The sequence below is a fragment of the Pseudomonas sp. TE21394 genome, assembly GCF_054057835.1.
Map to the genome: position 1 here is coordinate 3,592,424 of NZ_JBSRZR010000001.1, position 17,283 is coordinate 3,609,706.

Genomic DNA, 17,283 nt, shown 5'->3' on the forward strand with positions numbered 1-17,283 from the left:
CACCCTGGTCGGTTGCGCCGCCTAACGGAGTGTTTATGGCAGTCAAGGTCCTGGTGGTGGATGATTCCGGTTTCTTCCGCCGCCGCGTCTCGGAAATCCTCGCGGCGGATCCAACGATCCAGGTGGTGGGTACCGCGACCAACGGCAGGGAAGCAATCGACCAGGCGCTGGCGCTCAAGCCCGATGTCATCACCATGGACTACGAAATGCCCATGATGGACGGCATCACGGCGGTGCGGCACATCATGCAGCGCTGCCCGACACCGGTGTTGATGTTCTCGTCGCTTACCCATGAAGGCGCCCGTGTCACCCTCGATGCGTTGGACGCCGGCGCGGTCGATTACCTGCCGAAAAACTTCGAGGACATCTCGCGCAACCCCGACAAGGTCAAGCAACTGCTGTGCGAGAAGGTGCATACCATTTCCCGCAGCAACCGCCGCTTTGGCAGCTACGCCAGCCCAGCGCCAGTGGCTACGCCGACGCCTGCCAGCAGCTTCGCCAGCCCGGCCCCGGCGCGCACTCCCGTGCCTGCCCGGGTGACCGCCCCGGCTGCGGCATCAGCGCATTCACCGGCGCCCAAGCGCAAGCCTTACAAGCTGGTGGCAATTGGTACTTCCACTGGTGGCCCGGTTGCCCTGCAGCGTGTGCTGACCCAGCTGCCCGCCAACTTCCCGGCCCCGATCGTGCTGATCCAGCACATGCCTGCGGCGTTCACCAAGGCCTTTGCCGAACGCCTGGACAAGCTGTGCCGCATCAGCGTCAAGGAAGCCGAGGACGGCGACCTGCTGCGCCCCGGCCTGGCACTGCTGGCGCCGGGTGGCAAGCAGATGATGATCGACGGCCGTGGCGCGGTGAAGATCCTGCCCGGCGACGAGCGCCTGAACTACAAGCCGTGCGTGGACATCACCTTTGGCTCGGCGGCCAAGTCGTATGGCGACAAGGTGCTGTCGGTGGTGCTCACCGGCATGGGCGCCGATGGCCGTGAAGGTGCACGCCTGCTCAAACAGGGCGGCAGCACGGTATGGGCCCAGGATGAAGCCAGCTGCGTGATCTATGGCATGCCCATGGCCATCGTCAAGGCCAACCTTGCCGACGCGGTGTACAGCCTGGACGAAATCGGCAAGCAACTGGTGGAGGCGTGCGTCTGATGGACGTGCTGAGCCTGATCGGCCTGATCCTCGCTTTTGTTGCCATCGTTGGTGGCAACTTCCTCGAAGGCGGCCATGTCGGCGCGCTGATCAATGGTCCGGCGGCGCTGATCGTGCTGGGCGGCACCCTGGCGGCGGCCTTGCTGCAGTCGCCGTTGGCATCGTTCAAGCGCGCCTTGCAGATCCTGCGCTGGATCCTGTTCCCGCCACGGGTCGACCTGGCCGGCGGCATCGACCGCGTGGTCAACTGGAGCCTGACCGCACGCAAGGAAGGCCTGCTGGGGCTGGAAGGGGTGGCCGATGCCGAACCCGACCCGTATGCCCGCAAGGGCCTGCAGCTGCTGGTGGACGGCGCTGAACCGGAGGCCATCCGCAGCATCCTCGAAGTCGATTTCCTGACCCAGGAAAGCCGTGATATCCAGGCCGCCAAGGTGTTCGAGAGCATGGGGGGCTATGCACCGACCATCGGCATCATCGGTGCGGTGATGGGCCTGATCCACGTGATGGGCAACCTGGCGGACCCGTCGCAACTGGGCAACGGCATTGCCGTGGCCTTCGTCGCCACCATCTACGGCGTGGCCAGCGCCAACCTGGTGTTGCTGCCGGTCGCCAGCAAGCTGAAGGCTACCGTCATGCGCCAGTCGCGTTACCGCGAGATGCTCCTCGAAGGCTTGCTGTCGATTGCCGAAGGTGAGAACCCGCGCTCTATCGAGCTGAAGCTGCAAGGCTTCATGGAGTAAACCATGCGTCGCCGTCGTCATGCCGAGGAACACGAAAACCACGAACGCTGGCTGGTGTCGTACGCCGACTTCATCACTTTGCTGTTCGCCTTCTTCGTGGTGATGTACTCGATCTCCTCGATCAACGAGGGCAAGTACAAGGTCATTTCCCAGGCCTTGCTCGGCGTCTTCAACGACCCCGAGCGCAGCATGAAGCCGATCCCCATTGGCGACGAGCGGCCGCTGAGCGTGCGCCCGGCCGAGCCGTTGGTCAAGGACAGCGAACAGACCGAAGCGGGCCTGGCGGCGACCAGCAGCGACCCGCTGAAGACCATCAGCGATGACGTGCGCGATGCCTTTGGCGACCTGATCAGCAGCGACCAGATGACCGTACGCGGCAATGAATTGTGGATCGAGATCGAGCTCAATTCCTCGTTGCTGTTCGGCAGCGGCGATGCCATGCCCAGCGATCAGGCATTCGCCATCATCGAGAAGGTGGCCGGCATTCTCAAACCGTTCGCCAACCCGGTGCACGTCGAAGGCTTTACCGACAATCTGCCGATTCGCACCGCGCAGTACCCGACCAACTGGGAGCTGTCGTCGGCACGGGCGGCGAGCATCGTGCGCCTGCTGGCCATGGAAGGCGTCGACCCGGCGCGCATGGCTTCGGTGGGCTACGGCGAGTACCAGCCGGTGGCCAGCAACGACACGGCTGAAGGCCGCGCGCGCAACCGCCGGGTGGTGCTGGTGATTTCCCGCAACCTCGAAGTGCGCCGCAGCCTGACCGGCTCGGGTAGCGCCAATGCCAAGCCGGATGCGGCATTGCGCCGGGCTGGCACACAAAGTGCACCTTCAACGCCAGCAACGGTGGCGGGGCAGTAACTCGTCAATTCTCTGTCACTGTAAACAGGTTCGCGAAATTGCCGCCGCTGTGGGAGCGGGTACACCCGCGAAAACGGCTGCACGGTGCATGGCACCGGCCAGGCCGGTGTTCACGGGTACCGCTCCCACAGCCGCTTGCAAAATCAACGAGATAGAAGTTGTCCTATGAGAGTCTGGGCAGTAGCCAATCAAAAAGGTGGCGTCGGCAAGACCACCACTACCATCGCCCTGGCCGGCCTGCTGGCCGAGGCCGGCAAGCGTGTGGTCGTCGTCGACCTCGACCCGCACGGCTCGATGACCAGTTACTTCGGGCACAACCCGGATGCCCTGGAACACAGCTGCTACGACTTGTTCCTGCACAAGGGCGCGGTGCCCGAGGGCCTGCCCGGGCAATTGCTGTTGCCCACCAGTGACGAGCGCATTTCGCTGTTGCCGTCGAGCACCGCGCTGGCCGTGCTGGAACGCCAGTCGCCGGGGCAGAACGGCCTCGGCCTGGTAATCGCCAAGAGTCTGGCGCAGCTGTGGCAGGATTTCGACTTCGCCCTGATCGACAGCCCGCCCTTGCTTGGCGTGCTGATGGTCAACGCCTTGGCCGCCAGCCAGCAGCTGGTGATTCCGGTACAGACCGAGTTTCTCGCAGTCAAGGGCCTGGAGCGCATGGTCGGCACCCTGGCCATGGTCAATCGCTCCCGCAAGCAGGCGTTGCCGTACCAGATTGTGCCGACCCTGTTCGACCGCCGTACCCAGGCCTCGCTGGGTACGCTCAAGCAACTGCGTGACAGCTACGGCCAGCATGTGTGGCCGGGCTATATCCCGGTGGACACACGCCTGCGCGATGCCAGCCGCAAGGGCGTCACGCCCTCGCAATTCGACAGCAAGAGTCGCGGTCTGGTGGCTTACCGGGCGCTGCTCAAGCACCTGCTTACCTACAAGACTGCGGCGCAGGTGGCCTGATGAGCGAGACACGGCAAACCAGCAGCCGGCCACAGATGGCCCTGCAATCCTACCTTGACGGCCTGCTGCAGGACGCCACCGAGGCCGAAGAACTGTTCGCTGCACCAGCAGCGGCAGACGAGTTCGCTGCAGCGGTGCGCGAAGAACAGGCGCGCGATGCCCGCCAGCAGGTCAGGCCTGTGTTGGTCGAGGCTGCTGCAAGCCCCGCGCAACGGCCGTTCGCCGAGCCTGCGCCAGCGGTGTTGCCCAGCGTGATACCGGTGGAGCCCCCGGTGGTGTCGGTGGTCGAGCGTGAGGTCTTGGTCGAGGCCAGCATCCCGGTACTGGTCGAAGAGCATCCCGCGGTGGCGATGCCACTGGTGGATGTGCACCTGCCGGCGCCCAACCCGCCCGTGCCGCCGGCCAGCGTCGATGGCCGCCCGGCCTGGGCCGCCGAGCCATTCGAATGCCTGTTGTTCGATGTCGCCGGCCTGACCCTGGCGGTGCCACTGGTATGCCTGGGCTCGATCTACTCGCTGGCCGGCCAGGAGCTGACGCCCTTGTTCGGCCAGCCTGAGTGGTTCCTGGGCATCCTGACCTGCCAGGCCGGCAACCTGAAGGTGCTGGACACGGCGCGTTGGGTGATGCCTGACCGCTACCGCGACGATTTTCGCCAGGGCCTGCAGTACGTGATCTCCGTGCAGGGCTACGAATGGGGGCTGGCCGTGCACCAGGTCAGCCGCTCGCTGCGCCTGGACCCGTCGGAGATCAAGTGGCGCAGCCAGCGCGGCCAGCGCCCGTGGCTGGCCGGCACGGTTATCGAACACATGTGTGCACTGCTTGACGTCGCCGCACTGGCAGAGTTGATCGCCAGCGGCGCGGTCAAGCAGCTGCACGCAAAACAGCAATGACACCGAACACACCGCCAGTGGCGGATTTTGAGGGTAGGGGAATGAAAAAGTCGTCTGCACAAGGTTCCGAAGATCCGATCCTGCAGTGGGTTACCTTCCGTCTGGACAATGAGTCCTACGGCATCAACGTGATGCAGGTGCAGGAAGTGTTGCGCTATACCGAGATCGCCCCGGTGCCGGGTGCGCCAAGCTACGTGCTGGGTATCATCAACCTGCGCGGCAACGTGGTAACGGTGATCGATACCCGTCAGCGCTTTGGCCTGATGCCAACCGAAGTCACCGACAACACCCGCATCGTCATCATCGAGGCCGACAAGCAAGTGGTCGGTATCCTGGTCGACAGCGTGGCCGAGGTGGTGTACCTGCGCCAGTCCGAGATCGAGACCGCGCCGAACGTGGGCAATGAGGAGTCGGCCAAGTTCATCCAGGGCGTGTGCAACAAGAACGGTGAGCTGCTGATCCTGGTTGAACTGGACAAGATGATGACCGAGGAAGAGTGGTCCGAGCTGGAGAATATCTGAGTTGATCCTAGAGGTTGCTGTCATCTTCCTGGCGCTGGTCTGGGCTGTGAGCCTGTGGTTTTTCCTCAACTACAGCAAGCGCCAACGCGAGCTTGCCGCGCAGCAGGCCGTGGGTGATTCGCTGCGTGACCAGCGCATCAAGGACCTGGCCAAGCGCCTGGACGATTACCAGAACGGTACCGTGCGCATGGGTGAGGCGCTGCATGCGTTGAGCCTGTCGGTGGCCCCGCTGCCGGACCGGATCCAGCAGCTTGAGCAACGCGACCCCGGTAACGTCACCTTCACCCAGGCCGCCAAGCTGGTGGGCATGGGCGCCAGCGTCGCCGAACTGACTGAAAGCTGTGGCCTGACGCAGGCCGAGGCCGAGCTGATGAGCAAGCTGCACCGCAACGGTTGATGAGGCGGGCGACGCAAGCCGCCCGTTTTTTCACGATTACGGCCTGCTCCACGAATGATTGCCACCCACCTTGGCGAAGCGGTTGAGCGGTAGCAGCGTGCGCATTGCCGCCTGGCTTTGCGGCAGGTCGACGAAGCGGTAGGCGTTGATCCGCGGCATGCCATACAGGTTGACGACCTGGCGCAAGGTGCGTAGCGCCGGCAGATGGCGATCGACCACATCGCTGAGCATGGCCGGGCCGGTCATGTGACTGAGGCGGTTGGCATACCGGTAGAAGTTCGCCGGGTCATCGGCCAGGCTGGGCCTGCTGTCGTAGAAATCCTGGTTGAGCTGGTACCGTGCAAGCATTTCCTCGGAGATGGCTTCCAGGGTCGGGTTGCCGGCGTGGCTGCCGATCAGGCTGGTGTTGTACAGGCAGTTCATGCCCATTTTCTCGTTGGACATCGGGGGGGCCAGCAGCAAGCCGTCTTGGGTGGTGCGCAGTTCGACCTGGTCGATGGTTTCGCCAGTGTCCAACAGCGTGTCGTCGACATCCATGTACAGCCCCCCTTCGTGATGCAGCATCGGGTAGCGTAGAACGTCGGAGGCAGATGAGTAGTTGCTGGCAATGCCCCCGTTGCCATCCAGCGCAGCGTCGTACTGAGCGTAGTACCGGCTTTGGCGAAACGCCCGGAAAAACGCTTGCTCTTCCAGTGGCAGTACTTGCAGATCCGGGGCTTGCTCAGCCAGCAGGCGCAGGTTTTCGGCATAGGTTTCAGGCACGGCACTGGAAAGAAACAGGCGCAGGGTGTACTCGCTGTTTCTGATCCTGGCTGCATTCTTGCCCAGGTTGGCCAGCAGTTCCGGGGCGATGACCTTGTCGCCGACCCAGAGGCAGCTAACCTGCTTGGGAATCGCCTGGCTTGCGCTGGCCAAGCTCGGGATCTCCACGGGCAGTGCCAGGTCAATGCCCAGTGCGCGCAGGCTGCGGCTGCGCATGGCGTGGGTGACTGTACGAGGGCTGCGCACAGGCTGCAGGTCCCGCTGTCCAACCGTTGCTATGTAGCCGACTGGCTCGACCTCATTCAGATCCTCCTCGCGAATGAATACATCGCGCTCCAGGTCGTAGACCACCCGTGCGTTATAGGTATCGATACTGGCATCGAGATTATCGACATCACCGGTGTAGAGCGGCGTGCGGATAACCGAATCGGCGATGGCCTGGTCGCCTCCCGGCAGTGGCGCGATGGGCTCAGGGGTATGGAAGTAACGCGCCCCTTCAGGCTCGGGGAACCGGGGTGGCGAGACTGGGCTCAATGGGTAACCGATCTGCTCGTTCAGCCGTACTGGCGGTACGAAACCGTCGGTCTTGAATTCGAACAGTGCCTTGGCCCTGCTGGCACCGGCGATGGCCAGCGGCACGGCATTGAACAGGCCCCAGGTGATGTTGCCGACACCGGCTTCCTGGTCCTTCAGCGACTTGCCGTTGATTGCCTGGTCCAACCCCAGGCCCAGCTGCGCGATGCCACCCACGGCCAACAGCGGTGCCAGGCCTGGCACTACCAGGCACAGCGGTGCCAGCAGATTGAGCGTAGTGGTCAGGTAACCGAGCCATCGGGCCTTGCTGACCTGGCTATCACGGGTGATGAGGAAGTCGGCATCATCGTAACTGCGCTGGCGTTGGCGTTCGGCCAACGCCTGGAACAGGTCGCCGGTAATCCTCGGGTTGTACTTGCGAGGGCGGTAGTTGACGTAGGTTCGTGGTGGCCAGGTGCCGTCGTCGTTGAAATAGCCGTGCTCGGGTGGCAGCCGATGGCTGGCGGGGTATTCCGCCAGGCCTTCCAGGGCGGTATCCAGGCCGCTGAAGTCAAGGCCTTGCGGGCAGTCGGCCAGGCGAAAGTGCTGCTTCAGGGCCAACCGCCTGGCGGGCTCCTTGCATTGTTGTCCGACCCAGTCCTTCATGGCATTTTCGCTGGCGAATTCCAGCAGCGGTGAACTGTTGCCGGGAATGTACAACAGGGTCAGGTCGCTGGCCCTGGCACTCAGATAGAGGATGTCGGTAGCGGCGTAGCCATAGATGCTCAGGGTGCTCAGGCGCAGCTTTTCGCTGCGCGGCATCAGCCCTGCGGCTTGCCATGCCAGTTTCCTGGCCGCTTCGCTCAGGCTGCCTTCGGCGACCTGCTTGTTGCAGGCAGCAATGAAGTTGAGCTTGCTGACCAGGCGGTGATCGGGCAAGTGGTCGCGCCAGTAGCGGTCGAGCTGCGCCTTGAACGGCGCATGGAAATCCAGGTCGTGGATGAAGCGCTGAAAGGCTTCGGCCGCGATCGGCAGGTGCGTCGAGGCGTCATAACGTTGTGGCTTGGTGCGGCGGAACAGGCCATTGAACACCGAGTAGGCGGCGCCATAGTGATTGATGCCGGGCGCAGGCAGCGTGTCGACCAGCTGCAGCGGGCCCTCGGGCAGCCTGCCAGCCCAAGGGGCGCCAAGCAGGGCACCGAACAGGTCGTTGTCGGACTCCCCTTGCCAATTGCTCAACAATGCTTGCGGCAAGCCGAGGCACTGGGTTATGGCCGCCAGGTGGCCGCCGCTGGCATCGGGGCGGTAGTGCAGGGTCACGACATCGACCTGTTCGGGGTCGACGTCATGGCCTTGCTGCTTGAGCCATTGACGGATTGCCCGGTTGGCTTCGCGGTCCGGGCGGGGGATGTGGTTGAGATGCTCGCGGACGTAGTTCACGCCGGCGGTGTTGATGCGGCTGGTGGGCATGCTATTCGCCTTGCTCGTTGGAAAGAACGGCAAGGCTGAACGGCTGGCGCCGGCAGAGGTGGTAGATAACTACCGGCGCTGATCAGCAGGCAACAGGGCGGCTACCGGGGTGATGTCACGGGGCGCGCCGGGTTCGTCGCTGAAGCCGGCGGGTACTTTGCCGCGTAACTGCCAGGCGAAAGCGATGATCTCGGCAATGGTCAGGTACAGGGCCTCGGGAATCTGCTCGCCCAGCTCCAGGCGCGCCAGCAGTTGTACCAGTTCGGCGTTTTCGTAGATCGGCACTTCATGTTCGCGGGCAAGCGCCAGGATGGCCTCGGCCAGGTCGTCGTCACCCTTGGCGGTCAGGGTCGGGGCTCGCTCGCCGTCGTAGCTCAAGGCGATGGCTTGGCGCGGTTGTCTGTCGATCATGCGGTTTCGTCTACCCAGCGCTGTTCTATCCGCGTGTGCGGGCCTTGTGGCGGGATGCCCGGCTGGCACTCCAGGTCGCCGACCTCCAGGCCACGTGCCAGCAGGCGGGCGCGCAAGTCGCCGAGCTGGCTCTCGATCAGCCGCGCGGTCTGTTCACGCTCGGCCCACAACTGGCCAGAGAGGCGTCCCTGTGCCAACTGCGCCTGGACCTGCAGCGGGCCCAGCGGGGCCAGGTCGAAGGCCAGGTCCACCCGCCATAGTGCCTGCAGCGGGTCGGGCTGTTCACGCTGCTGGCGTTCGGCCTGTTGCTCCGGGGTTTCTTCGCGCTGCAGCTTCACTTGCAGGGGGATGAACTCCTGACCGTGGCGGACCGGGACTTCGGTCTGCCAGGTAGTCTGCAGATTGCCGTTTTCCAACGTACCGGATTGTTGCAGGCTGCTCAGCGCGTGGCTCTGCAGTCGCGAGATGGCAGCAGCGGCCAGGCGCAGCAATTGTTGCAGGTCGCCTTCGTTTTCCATGGCCTGGAGCAAACGCGATGGCAGCGGGAAGGCACCCGGCGGTGTCCGTGGGCTGACCCGGTCGAGCATGCCCAACGCGCTGCGAGCCATGGCCGGCAATGCCTGGGCCAGGGACGTTGTGGCGATTACCGGGTTGGCCGGGGCATTGACCGATGCCTGGGCTACCAGCCGCACCAGTTGCGCCTTGAGGTCGGTGGCGACGCTCGCGCTCAGGCCGCCGAGCAGCTTGGCCTCGAGGAAGGTACCGCTGTTGTTGATGGCCTGGGCAAGCGCTTTGCCGTCACTGAGCTGGCGGGCATCCGCCAGGCTGGCGAGCAGGTTATTGGCGGTGCTGCGCAGCGCGCTGTCGCTGCCCTGGCCGTTGGCAATCTGTTGCAAGGCGTTCAGCAGGCCGGGCAGGGACGCCTGGCGGCCTTGCTGGGTAAGCAGTTGCTGGGCGATGTTCAATTGTTCCTGGCGACCGCTCAGCGGTACGAAGCGCAGTGACTGGTCACCCTGGACCACGGCGCTGAGCAGGCTGCCGATCGGCAGCGGGCGCGGGCTGTCGATGGTCAGGATGGCACCGGCCTGGGCGCTGTTGAGCAGGCTGACCAGTGAGCGGAAGCTGGCCGTTTCGCCGGGGTGCACCGGCAGTGGCTGGTTGGTCAGCACCTTGCCTTGCAGCAGGGTACCGACTGCCACCTGGCTGGTGTCGAGCCGGGTCAGGGTGGCGACATTGCTGGCGCTGGCCTGTTGCAAGAGGATGGCCAGGCGATTGCTTTCAGGCTGGCTGACCGTGACCTGGCTACCCTGCGGAATCGGCTGGCTGGTGGTAGCCTGGAGCTGGGTCTGGCTGCCGTTGGCCTGGATCACCTGCAGCACCAGCTGGAAGGCAGTTCCGCTCTGGCGCATCGACAATACCTCGGCCTGAGCGGTTTCGCCGGGCTTGAGCAGGCCCGGCTGGGGCTGGGCCAGGTCGAGCAGTGCGGCGGTCATCTGGGCCTTGAGTGCCTGCGCATTGACCGCAGTTTGTGCGCCAAGACTATTGATTTCAGTCATGATTGTATACAACCTGTGGAGCCCGCCCTCTTGGCAGCGTGGCCGCACATGCAATAATGCAGGTCGCCCGCCATAGCCAGTATAACGGCAGCAAGGGGGGCGACTTGAGAAGCATCTAGATAAGGCGAATCCGTGACCCTTCACCTCCAAGCCGTGGGCCTGGCCTGCGAGCGCGACTTGCGCCTGCTGTTCGAGCACCTCGATTTCGAGCTACGCCCCGGCGACATGCTGCAGATCAGCGGCCCAAACGGCAGTGGCAAGACCAGCCTGCTGCGCCTGTTGGCCGGGTTGATGCAGCCCACCGCCGGGCAGATTCTGCTGGGCGGGCAGCCGCTCGGCGAGCAGCGCCATGCCCTGGCCAGCATCCTGTTGTGGATCGGCCATGCGGCGGGCATCAAGGACCTGCTCACCGCCGAGGAGAACCTCAGCTGGCTCGGCGCGCTGCATCAGCCGGCCACCCCCGATGCCATCTGGGCGGCACTCGCAGCGGTGGGCCTGCGCGGTTTCGAAGACGTGTCCTGCCACACCCTGTCGGCTGGCCAGCAGCGCCGCGTGGCGCTGGCCCGGCTGTACCTGGCCAGCCCGCCACTATGGATTCTCGATGAACCCTTCACCGCCCTGGACAAGCAAGGCGTGGCGCAGCTTGAAGCCCACCTGGCGGCGCACTGCGAGCAGGGCGGTACGGTGGTGCTGACCACCCACCATACCCTGGTACGCAAGCCCTCCGGTTACCGTGAACTGAACCTGGGGCAATGGGCGGCATGAGCGTATTCATCCTGTTGTTGCGCCGCGAAGCGCGGCTGCTGTTCCGCCGCCCGGCCGAGCTGGCCAACCCATTGGTGTTCTTTGCCATCGTGGTGGCGTTGTTCCCGCTGGCGGTCGGCCCGGAAAGCCAATTGTTGCAAACCTTGTCGCCAGGGCTGGTCTGGGTGGCGGCACTGCTCGCGGTACTGTTGTCGCTGGACGGCCTGTTCCGCAGCGATTTCGAGGACGGCTCGCTGGAGCAATGGGTGCTGTCGCCGCATCCACTGGCGTTGCTGGTGCTGGCCAAGGTGCTGGCGCACTGGATCTTTTCCGGGCTGGCGCTGGTATTGTTGGCGCCGTTGCTGGCGCTGATGCTGGGCCTGCCGAGTCATTGCCTGCCGGTGCTGCTCGGTTCGTTGCTGCTGGGCACGCCGGTACTGAGCCTGCTGGGCGCGGTAGGCGCGGCGCTGACAGTAGGGCTGAAGCGCGGTGGTTTGCTGCTGGCATTGCTGATTCTGCCGTTGTATATCCCTGTATTGATCCTGGGCAGTGGTGCGTTGCAAGCGGCGTTGCAGAATATGCCGGCAACCGGCCACCTGCTCTGGCTGGCCAGCCTCACGGCGCTGGCCGTGACCCTGGCACCCTTTGCGATAGCGGCCGGCCTGAAGATCAGCGTCGGCGAATAACGAGTCCCGGGCTTTCAAGCCCGGCCAATACCCTGGATGTACCCTGATGAAAATGAGCTGGACGTGGTTCCACAAGCTGGGCTCCCCAAAATGGTTCTATGCCATCAGCGGCCGCATGCTGCCGTGGCTTGCAGGGGCTGCCGTGCTGCTGCTGCTGGTCGGCATCACCTGGGGCCTGGCCTTCGCCCCGCAGGATTACCAGCAGGGCAACAGCTTCCGCATCATCTACATCCATGTGCCGGCGGCAATGCTGGCGCAATCCTGCTACGTGCTGCTGGCCGTGGCCGGGGTGGTGGGGCTGGTGTGGAAGATGAAACTGGCCGACGTCGCCCTGCAGTGCGCCGCGCCCATCGGCGCCTGGATGACCGCCGTGGCGCTGGTCACTGGCGCCATCTGGGGCAAGCCGACCTGGGGCAGCTGGTGGGTCTGGGATGCCCGCCTCACGTCCATGCTCATCCTGTTGTTCCTGTACTTCGGCATTATTGCGCTGGGCCAGGCGATCAGTAATCGTGACAGTGCGGCCAAGGCCTGTGCGGTGCTGGCGATTGTCGGCGTGGTGAACATCCCGATCATCAAGTATTCGGTGGAGTGGTGGAATACCCTGCACCAGGGCGCCACCTTCACCCTCACGGAAAAACCGGCGATGCCTGCAGAAATGTGGCTGCCGTTGCTGTGCACGGCGCTGGGCTTCTACTGCTTCTTTGGTGCGGTGCTGCTGCTGCGCATGCGCCTCGAAGTGCTCAAGCGCGAGGCCCGCGCCAGTTGGGTCAAGGAGGAAGTATTGAACAGCCTGGGGCAGAGGGCCGCACGATGAGTTTTGCCACCTTCGGTGACTTTCTCGCCATGGGCCACCATGGCCTGTACGTGTGGACGGCCTATGGCATCTGCCTGGCAGTGCTGGGGCTGAATGTTGCCGCCCCCGTGCTGGCCCGCCGTCGCTACCTGCAAGATGAGGCGCGCCGTTTGCGCCGGGAGAACAACCAGTGAATCCGCAGCGCAAGAAACGCCTGTTGCTCATCGTCGGCCTGCTGGTCGGCGTCGGGGTTGCCGTCGGCTTTGCCTTGAGCGCACTGCAGCAGAACATCAACCTGTTCTACACCCCGACCCAGATCGCCAACGGCGAGGCACCGCTGGACACGCGCATTCGCGCTGGCGGCATGGTCGAGAAGGGCTCGGTGCAACGTTCTGCCGATTCGCTCGACGTGCGCTTCGTGGTCACCGACTTCAACAAGTCCGTGCCGATCACCTACCGCGGCATCCTCCCGGACCTGTTCCGTGAAGGGCAGGGGATCGTCGCCCTCGGCAAGCTCAATGGCGACGGCGTGGTGGTGGCCGATGAAGTGCTGGCCAAGCACGACGAGAAGTACATGCCGCCCGAGGTCACCAAGGCGCTGAAGGAAAGCGGCCAGGCGGCTGGCGGCATGGAGGCCAGGCCATGAACGCGGCGCTGATGATACCCGAGCTCGGCCAGCTGGCCATGATCCTGGCGATCTGCTTTGCTGCCGTGCAGGCTACGTTGCCGCTGCTCGGCGCCTGGCGTAACGACAGCCTGTGGATGAGCCTGGCGCGCCCGGCGGCCTGGGGCCAGTTCGCCTTCCTGGCCTTCGCCTTCGCCTGCCTGACCCACGCGTTCATGAGCGACAACTTCTCGGTCGCCTATGTGGCCAGCAACTCCAACAGCGCCTTGCCGTGGTATTACAAGTTCAGCGCCGTCTGGGGCGCCCATGAAGGCTCGTTGTTGCTCTGGGCGCTGATCCTCGGCGGCTGGACCTTCGCCGTGTCGATCTTCTCGCGCCAGCTACCACAGCCGATGCTGGCCCGTGTGCTGGCGGTGATGGGCATGATCAGCGTCGGTTTCCTGAGCTTCCTGATCATCACCTCCAACCCGTTCCAGCGCCTGCTGCCTCAGGTACCGACCGATGGCCGCGACCTCAACCCGCTGCTGCAGGACTTCGGCCTGATCGTGCACCCGCCGATGCTGTACATGGGCTACGTCGGTTTCTCGGTGGCCTTTGCCTTCGCCATCGCCGCACTGCTCGGCGGGCGCCTGGACGCCGCCTGGGCGCGCTGGTCGCGGCCGTGGACCATCGTCGCCTGGGCCTTCCTCGGCGTCGGCATCACCCTGGGCTCGTGGTGGGCCTACTACGAACTGGGCTGGGGCGGCTGGTGGTTCTGGGACCCGGTCGAGAACGCCTCGTTCATGCCCTGGCTGGTGGGCACCGCGCTGATCCACTCGCTGGCAGTGACGGAAAAGCGCGGGGTGTTCAAGAGCTGGACGGTGCTGCTGGCAATTGCCGCGTTCTCGCTGAGCCTGCTGGGCACTTTCCTGGTCCGTTCCGGCGTGTTGACCTCGGTGCACGCGTTCGCCGCCGACCCGGCGCGTGGTGTGTTCATCCTGATCTTCCTGCTGTTCGTGGTTGGCGGTTCGCTGACCTTGTTCGCCGTGCGTGCGCCGGTGGTCAAGAGCCAGGTCGGCTTTGCCCTGTGGTCGCGGGAAACCTTGCTGCTGGCCAACAACCTGATCCTGGTGGTGGCTGCTTCGATGATCCTGCTCGGCACCTTGTACCCATTGGTACTCGACGCCCTCAGCGGGGCCAAGCTGTCGGTCGGCCCGCCTTACTTCGATGCCTTGTTCCTGCCGTTGATGGCACTGCTGATGGTGGTGCTGGGCGTGGGCGTGGTGGTGCGCTGGAAAGACACCCCCGGCAAATGGCTGGCGAGCATGCTGACCCCGGTACTGATCGGCAGCGCAGTGCTGGCGCCGGTCGCCGGCTTCATCGTCGATGATTTCGACTGGCCCTCGCTGAGCGCCTTCGCCCTGGCTGCCTGGGTGGTGCTCGGCGGGTTGCGCGACATCTTCGACAAGACCCGCCACAAGGGCTTGGTCAAAGGCGTGCTGGGCCTTACGCGCAGCTACTGGGGCATGCAGCTGGCGCACCTGGGCCTGGCGGTGTGCGCGCTGGGCGTGGTGCTGTCGAGCAACAACAGCGCCGAACGCGACCTGCGCATGGCCCCGGGCGAAAGCGTCGAGCTGGGCGGTTATCACTTCCTGTTCGAAGGTGCGAGGCACTTCGAAGGGCCTAACTTCATCTCCGACAAGGGCACCATCGTGGTCAGCCGCGATGGCCGTGAGGTGACCACCCTGCACCCGGAAAAGCGCCTCTACACCGTGCAGCAGTCGATGATGACCGAAGCCGGCATCGACGCCGGCTTCACCCGCGACCTGTACGTCGCCCTTGGCGAGCCACTGGAAAACGGCGCCTGGGCAGTGCGCGTGCATATCAAGCCTTATGTCCGCTGGATCTGGCTGGGCGGTCTGCTGACCGGCCTGGGCGGATTGCTGGCGGCCCTCGACCGGCGTTACCGCGTCAAGGTCAAGACCCGGGTGCGTGAAGCCCTGGGCGTGTCTGGAGCAGCTGCATGAAGCGTTGGATCATGGTGGTGCCATTGGTGGTGTTCCTGCTGATGGCAGTTGTGCTCTACAAGGGGCTGTTCCTCAAGCCCGACGAACTGCCGTCGGCAATGATCGGCAAGCCGTTCCCGGCGTTTTCCCTGGCCTCGACCCAGGGCGACCGCACCCTGACCCAGGCCGACCTGCAGGGCCGCCCGGCACTGGTCAACGTGTGGGCGACCTGGTGCCCGTCGTGCAAGGTCGAGCACCCTTACCTCAACCAGCTGGCCGAGCAGGGCGTGGTGATCCACGGCATCAACTACAAGGACGACAATGCCGCCGCACAGAAATGGCTGGCGGAATTCCACAACCCGTACCAGCTGGATATCCGTGACGAGCAGGGGAGCCTGGGCCTGGACCTGGGCGTTTACGGCGCGCCGGAGACCTTCCTGATCGACGCCAAGGGCATCATCCGCTACAAGCACGTCGGCATCGTCGACGCCAATGTCTGGCGTCAGCAGCTCGCCCCGCTGTACCAGGGCCTGGTCGACGAGGCCAGGCCATGAAGCGCTGGTTGGCAGCAGCCGTGCTCGGCATCAGCCTGGCCGGTGTGGCCAAGGCGGCCATCGATACCTACCAGTTCCGCGACGACGCCGAGCGTGAGCGTTATCAGCAACTGACCAAGGAGCTGCGCTGCCCCAAGTGCCAGAACCAGGACATCGCCGACTCCAACGCACCGATCGCCGCCGACCTGCGCCGCGAAATCTTCCGCATGCTCGGCGAAGGCAAGAGCAACCAGCAGATCGTCGACTTCATGGTCGACCGCTATGGCGACTTCGTGCGCTACAAGCCGGCCCTCAGTGGCCGCACCTGGTTGCTGTGGTTCGGCCCCGGGATTCTGCTGGTCGGCGGTTTCGTGGTGCTGGCGCTGATCGTCCGCCGTCGTCGTGGCTCGGCCACCCAGGCTGCGCCAGAGCTATCCCTCGAAGAACGCGAGCGTCTCGCCAAACTGCTGGAAAAAGAACAGACCCATGACTGAATTCTGGCTTAGTGCGGGCCTGCTGTTGCTCGCTGCCCTTGGTTTCCTGCTGATCCCTATCCTGCGTGGCCGGCGCCAGCAGCAGGAAGAAGACCGCACCGCCCTCAACGTGGCGCTGTACCAGGAGCGTGTCGACGAACTGGCGGCGCAGCAGGCCGCTGGCGTGCTTGACGAGGCGCAGATGGCCAAGGGCCGCGACGAAGCCGCGCGCGAGTTGCTGGCGGATACCGAAGGTGCCGAAGTTGCCCGCCAGGGCCACCTGGGCAAAGCCCTGCCAGTATTGGCGGCGGTGCTGGTGCCAGTGATGGCACTGGGGCTGTACTTGCATTTTGGTGCGGCGGACAGGGTGGAACTGACCCAGGAGTTCGCCGAGGCGCCCAAGTCGATGGAGGAGATGACGGCACGCCTGGAACGGGTGGTGCAAGCCCAGCCGGACTCGGCCGAGGCGGTGTATTACCTGGGGCGTTCCTACATGGCCGAACAGCGTCCTGCCGATGCGGCGCGCACCTTCGAGCGCGCCGTGGCCCTGGCCGGGCGCCAGCCCGAGCTGCTGGGGCAGTGGGCCCAGGCGCTGTACTTCGCTGCAGGCAAGCAATGGAACCCGCAGTTGCAAGCGCTGACTGACGAGGCACTGAAAACCGACCCCAATGAAGTGACCAGCCTGGGGCTGCGTGGCATCGCCGCTTTCGAGGGCGAGCGTTACCAGGAGGCCATCGATTACTGGAAGCGCTTGCTGGCCCAGTTGCCGGAAGGTGACGCATCGCGTGAGGCGTTGCAGGGCGGTATCAATCGCGCTGCCGAGCGCCTGGGCGGCTCGTCGGGGCAGGCTGCGCAACCTGCGCCGGTGGCGGCGCGTCTGAAGGTGCGGGTGGAGCTGGCGGCGGCGTTGAAAGACAAGGTCAGGGCGGACGACACGGTGTTCATCTTTGCCCGCGCCAGCAACGGGCCGCCGATGCCATTGGCGGCCAAGCGGGTGACGGTGGCGCAGTTGCCGATCGAGGTGGAGTTGTCCGATGCTGACGCGATGCTGCCGCAGATGAAACTGTCCGACTTTGCCGAAGTCCAACTGGTTGCACGGGTCTCGCGTGCAGGCCAGCCTACCCATGGCGAGTGGATTGGCCAGGGCGTGCCACTGCCCAGCGCCACGCAGGCCACCCAGCACCTGACCATCGACAGCCCCGACCCGTAAGAGAGCAATGC

Annotated in this window: 19 protein-coding genes; 16 read left to right on the forward strand and 3 right to left on the reverse strand. The window is 64.7% G+C overall.

Features of this window, described 5'->3' with window-relative positions; genetic code table 11:
* Positions 1-35 precede the first annotated feature (35 nt).
* The 7 genes from ACVWZT_RS16495 to ACVWZT_RS16525 all read left to right on the forward strand — a co-directional run bounded on the left by ACVWZT_RS16495 (position 36) and on the right by ACVWZT_RS16525 (position 5,511).
* Complete coding sequence (locus tag ACVWZT_RS16495) at positions 36-1,148, forward strand: protein-glutamate methylesterase/protein-glutamine glutaminase (protein WP_296231532.1); 1,113 nt, start codon at positions 36-38, stop codon at positions 1,146-1,148.
* Positions 1,148-1,888, forward strand: coding sequence for a flagellar motor protein (locus ACVWZT_RS16500; RefSeq protein WP_225778662.1), 741 nt, complete (start codon positions 1,148-1,150; stop codon positions 1,886-1,888). Before ACVWZT_RS16495 ends, ACVWZT_RS16500 begins: the two co-directional genes overlap by 1 nt.
* Positions 1,889-1,891: 3 nt before the next feature.
* On the forward strand, positions 1,892-2,749 hold the full coding sequence (gene motD, locus ACVWZT_RS16505) for a flagellar motor protein MotD (RefSeq protein WP_296231530.1): 858 nt from the start codon (positions 1,892-1,894) through the stop codon (positions 2,747-2,749).
* 165 nt (positions 2,750-2,914) lie between these two features.
* The gene (locus ACVWZT_RS16510) at positions 2,915-3,703 is read left to right on the forward strand and encodes a ParA family protein (RefSeq protein ID WP_296231529.1); all 789 of its coding nucleotides are present in this window, start codon (positions 2,915-2,917) and stop codon (positions 3,701-3,703) included.
* Positions 3,703-4,593: a CheW domain-containing protein gene (locus ACVWZT_RS16515; protein ID WP_457470308.1), complete on the forward strand. Its 891-nt coding sequence runs from the start codon at positions 3,703-3,705 to the stop codon at positions 4,591-4,593. Before ACVWZT_RS16510 ends, ACVWZT_RS16515 begins: the two co-directional genes overlap by 1 nt.
* Before the next feature lie 41 nt (positions 4,594-4,634).
* Positions 4,635-5,114 (forward strand): chemotaxis protein CheW, encoded by a 480-nt coding sequence (locus ACVWZT_RS16520; protein ID WP_003254393.1) that lies wholly within the window; start codon positions 4,635-4,637, stop codon positions 5,112-5,114.
* A gap of 1 nt (position 5,115) precedes the next feature.
* The gene (locus tag ACVWZT_RS16525) at positions 5,116-5,511 is read left to right on the forward strand and encodes a DUF2802 domain-containing protein (protein WP_457470309.1); all 396 of its coding nucleotides are present in this window, start codon (positions 5,116-5,118) and stop codon (positions 5,509-5,511) included.
* A gap of 36 nt (positions 5,512-5,547) precedes the next feature.
* Here ACVWZT_RS16525 and ACVWZT_RS16530 read toward each other — a convergent pair whose 3' ends face one another.
* From ACVWZT_RS16530 to fliK, 3 genes are all read right to left on the reverse strand, one after another.
* The gene (locus tag ACVWZT_RS16530; RefSeq protein ID WP_457470310.1) at positions 5,548-8,256 is read right to left on the reverse strand and encodes a dermonecrotic toxin domain-containing protein; all 2,709 of its coding nucleotides are present in this window, start codon (positions 8,254-8,256) and stop codon (positions 5,548-5,550) included.
* 69 nt (positions 8,257-8,325) lie between these two features.
* Positions 8,326-8,667 (reverse strand): EscU/YscU/HrcU family type III secretion system export apparatus switch protein, encoded by a 342-nt coding sequence (locus ACVWZT_RS16535; protein WP_296231503.1) that lies wholly within the window; start codon positions 8,665-8,667, stop codon positions 8,326-8,328.
* Positions 8,664-10,223, reverse strand: a complete 1,560-nt coding sequence (gene fliK / locus ACVWZT_RS16540; RefSeq protein ID WP_296231502.1) for a flagellar hook-length control protein FliK — start codon at positions 10,221-10,223, stop codon at positions 8,664-8,666. The genes ACVWZT_RS16535 and fliK overlap by 4 nt, the downstream gene beginning before the upstream one ends.
* 132 nt (positions 10,224-10,355) lie before the next feature.
* On the opposite strand from fliK, the gene ccmA reads away from it, so the two are divergent.
* Genes ccmA through ccmI form a run of 9 tightly spaced genes read left to right on the forward strand, consistent with a single transcriptional unit; the run spans position 10,356 to position 17,272 of the window.
* A complete protein-coding gene (gene ccmA, locus ACVWZT_RS16545) occupies positions 10,356-10,988 on the forward strand; it encodes a cytochrome c biogenesis heme-transporting ATPase CcmA (protein WP_296231500.1) in 633 nt (210 codons plus the stop codon).
* Entirely contained in the window at positions 10,976-11,653 is a 678-nt protein-coding gene (ccmB, locus tag ACVWZT_RS16550) for a heme exporter protein CcmB (protein ID WP_013973563.1), read from the forward strand. The genes ccmA and ccmB overlap by 13 nt, the downstream gene beginning before the upstream one ends.
* A gap of 46 nt (positions 11,654-11,699) precedes the next feature.
* Positions 11,700-12,467, forward strand: coding sequence for a heme ABC transporter permease (locus ACVWZT_RS16555; protein WP_296231497.1), 768 nt, complete (start codon positions 11,700-11,702; stop codon positions 12,465-12,467).
* Positions 12,464-12,640, forward strand: a complete 177-nt coding sequence (ccmD, locus tag ACVWZT_RS16560; RefSeq protein WP_225778653.1) for a heme exporter protein CcmD — start codon at positions 12,464-12,466, stop codon at positions 12,638-12,640. The genes ACVWZT_RS16555 and ccmD overlap by 4 nt, the downstream gene beginning before the upstream one ends.
* Positions 12,637-13,092, forward strand: coding sequence for a cytochrome c maturation protein CcmE (gene ccmE, locus ACVWZT_RS16565; RefSeq protein WP_170031058.1), 456 nt, complete (start codon positions 12,637-12,639; stop codon positions 13,090-13,092). Before ccmD ends, ccmE begins: the two co-directional genes overlap by 4 nt.
* 11 nt (positions 13,093-13,103) lie before the next feature.
* Positions 13,104-15,077, forward strand: coding sequence for a heme lyase CcmF/NrfE family subunit (locus ACVWZT_RS16570; RefSeq protein WP_457472088.1), 1,974 nt, complete (start codon positions 13,104-13,106; stop codon positions 15,075-15,077).
* Entirely contained in the window at positions 15,074-15,610 is a 537-nt protein-coding gene (locus ACVWZT_RS16575; RefSeq protein ID WP_457470313.1) for a DsbE family thiol:disulfide interchange protein, read from the forward strand. The genes ACVWZT_RS16570 and ACVWZT_RS16575 overlap by 4 nt, the downstream gene beginning before the upstream one ends.
* Positions 15,607-16,083 carry a cytochrome c-type biogenesis protein gene (locus tag ACVWZT_RS16580; RefSeq protein WP_296231491.1) on the forward strand — a complete coding sequence of 159 codons (477 nt, stop codon included), beginning with the start codon at positions 15,607-15,609 and terminating at the stop codon, positions 16,081-16,083. The genes ACVWZT_RS16575 and ACVWZT_RS16580 overlap by 4 nt, the downstream gene beginning before the upstream one ends.
* On the forward strand, positions 16,076-17,272 hold the full coding sequence (gene ccmI / locus ACVWZT_RS16585; protein WP_457470314.1) for a c-type cytochrome biogenesis protein CcmI: 1,197 nt from the start codon (positions 16,076-16,078) through the stop codon (positions 17,270-17,272). Before ACVWZT_RS16580 ends, ccmI begins: the two co-directional genes overlap by 8 nt.
* The last annotated feature ends 11 nt before the right edge of the window (positions 17,273-17,283 follow it).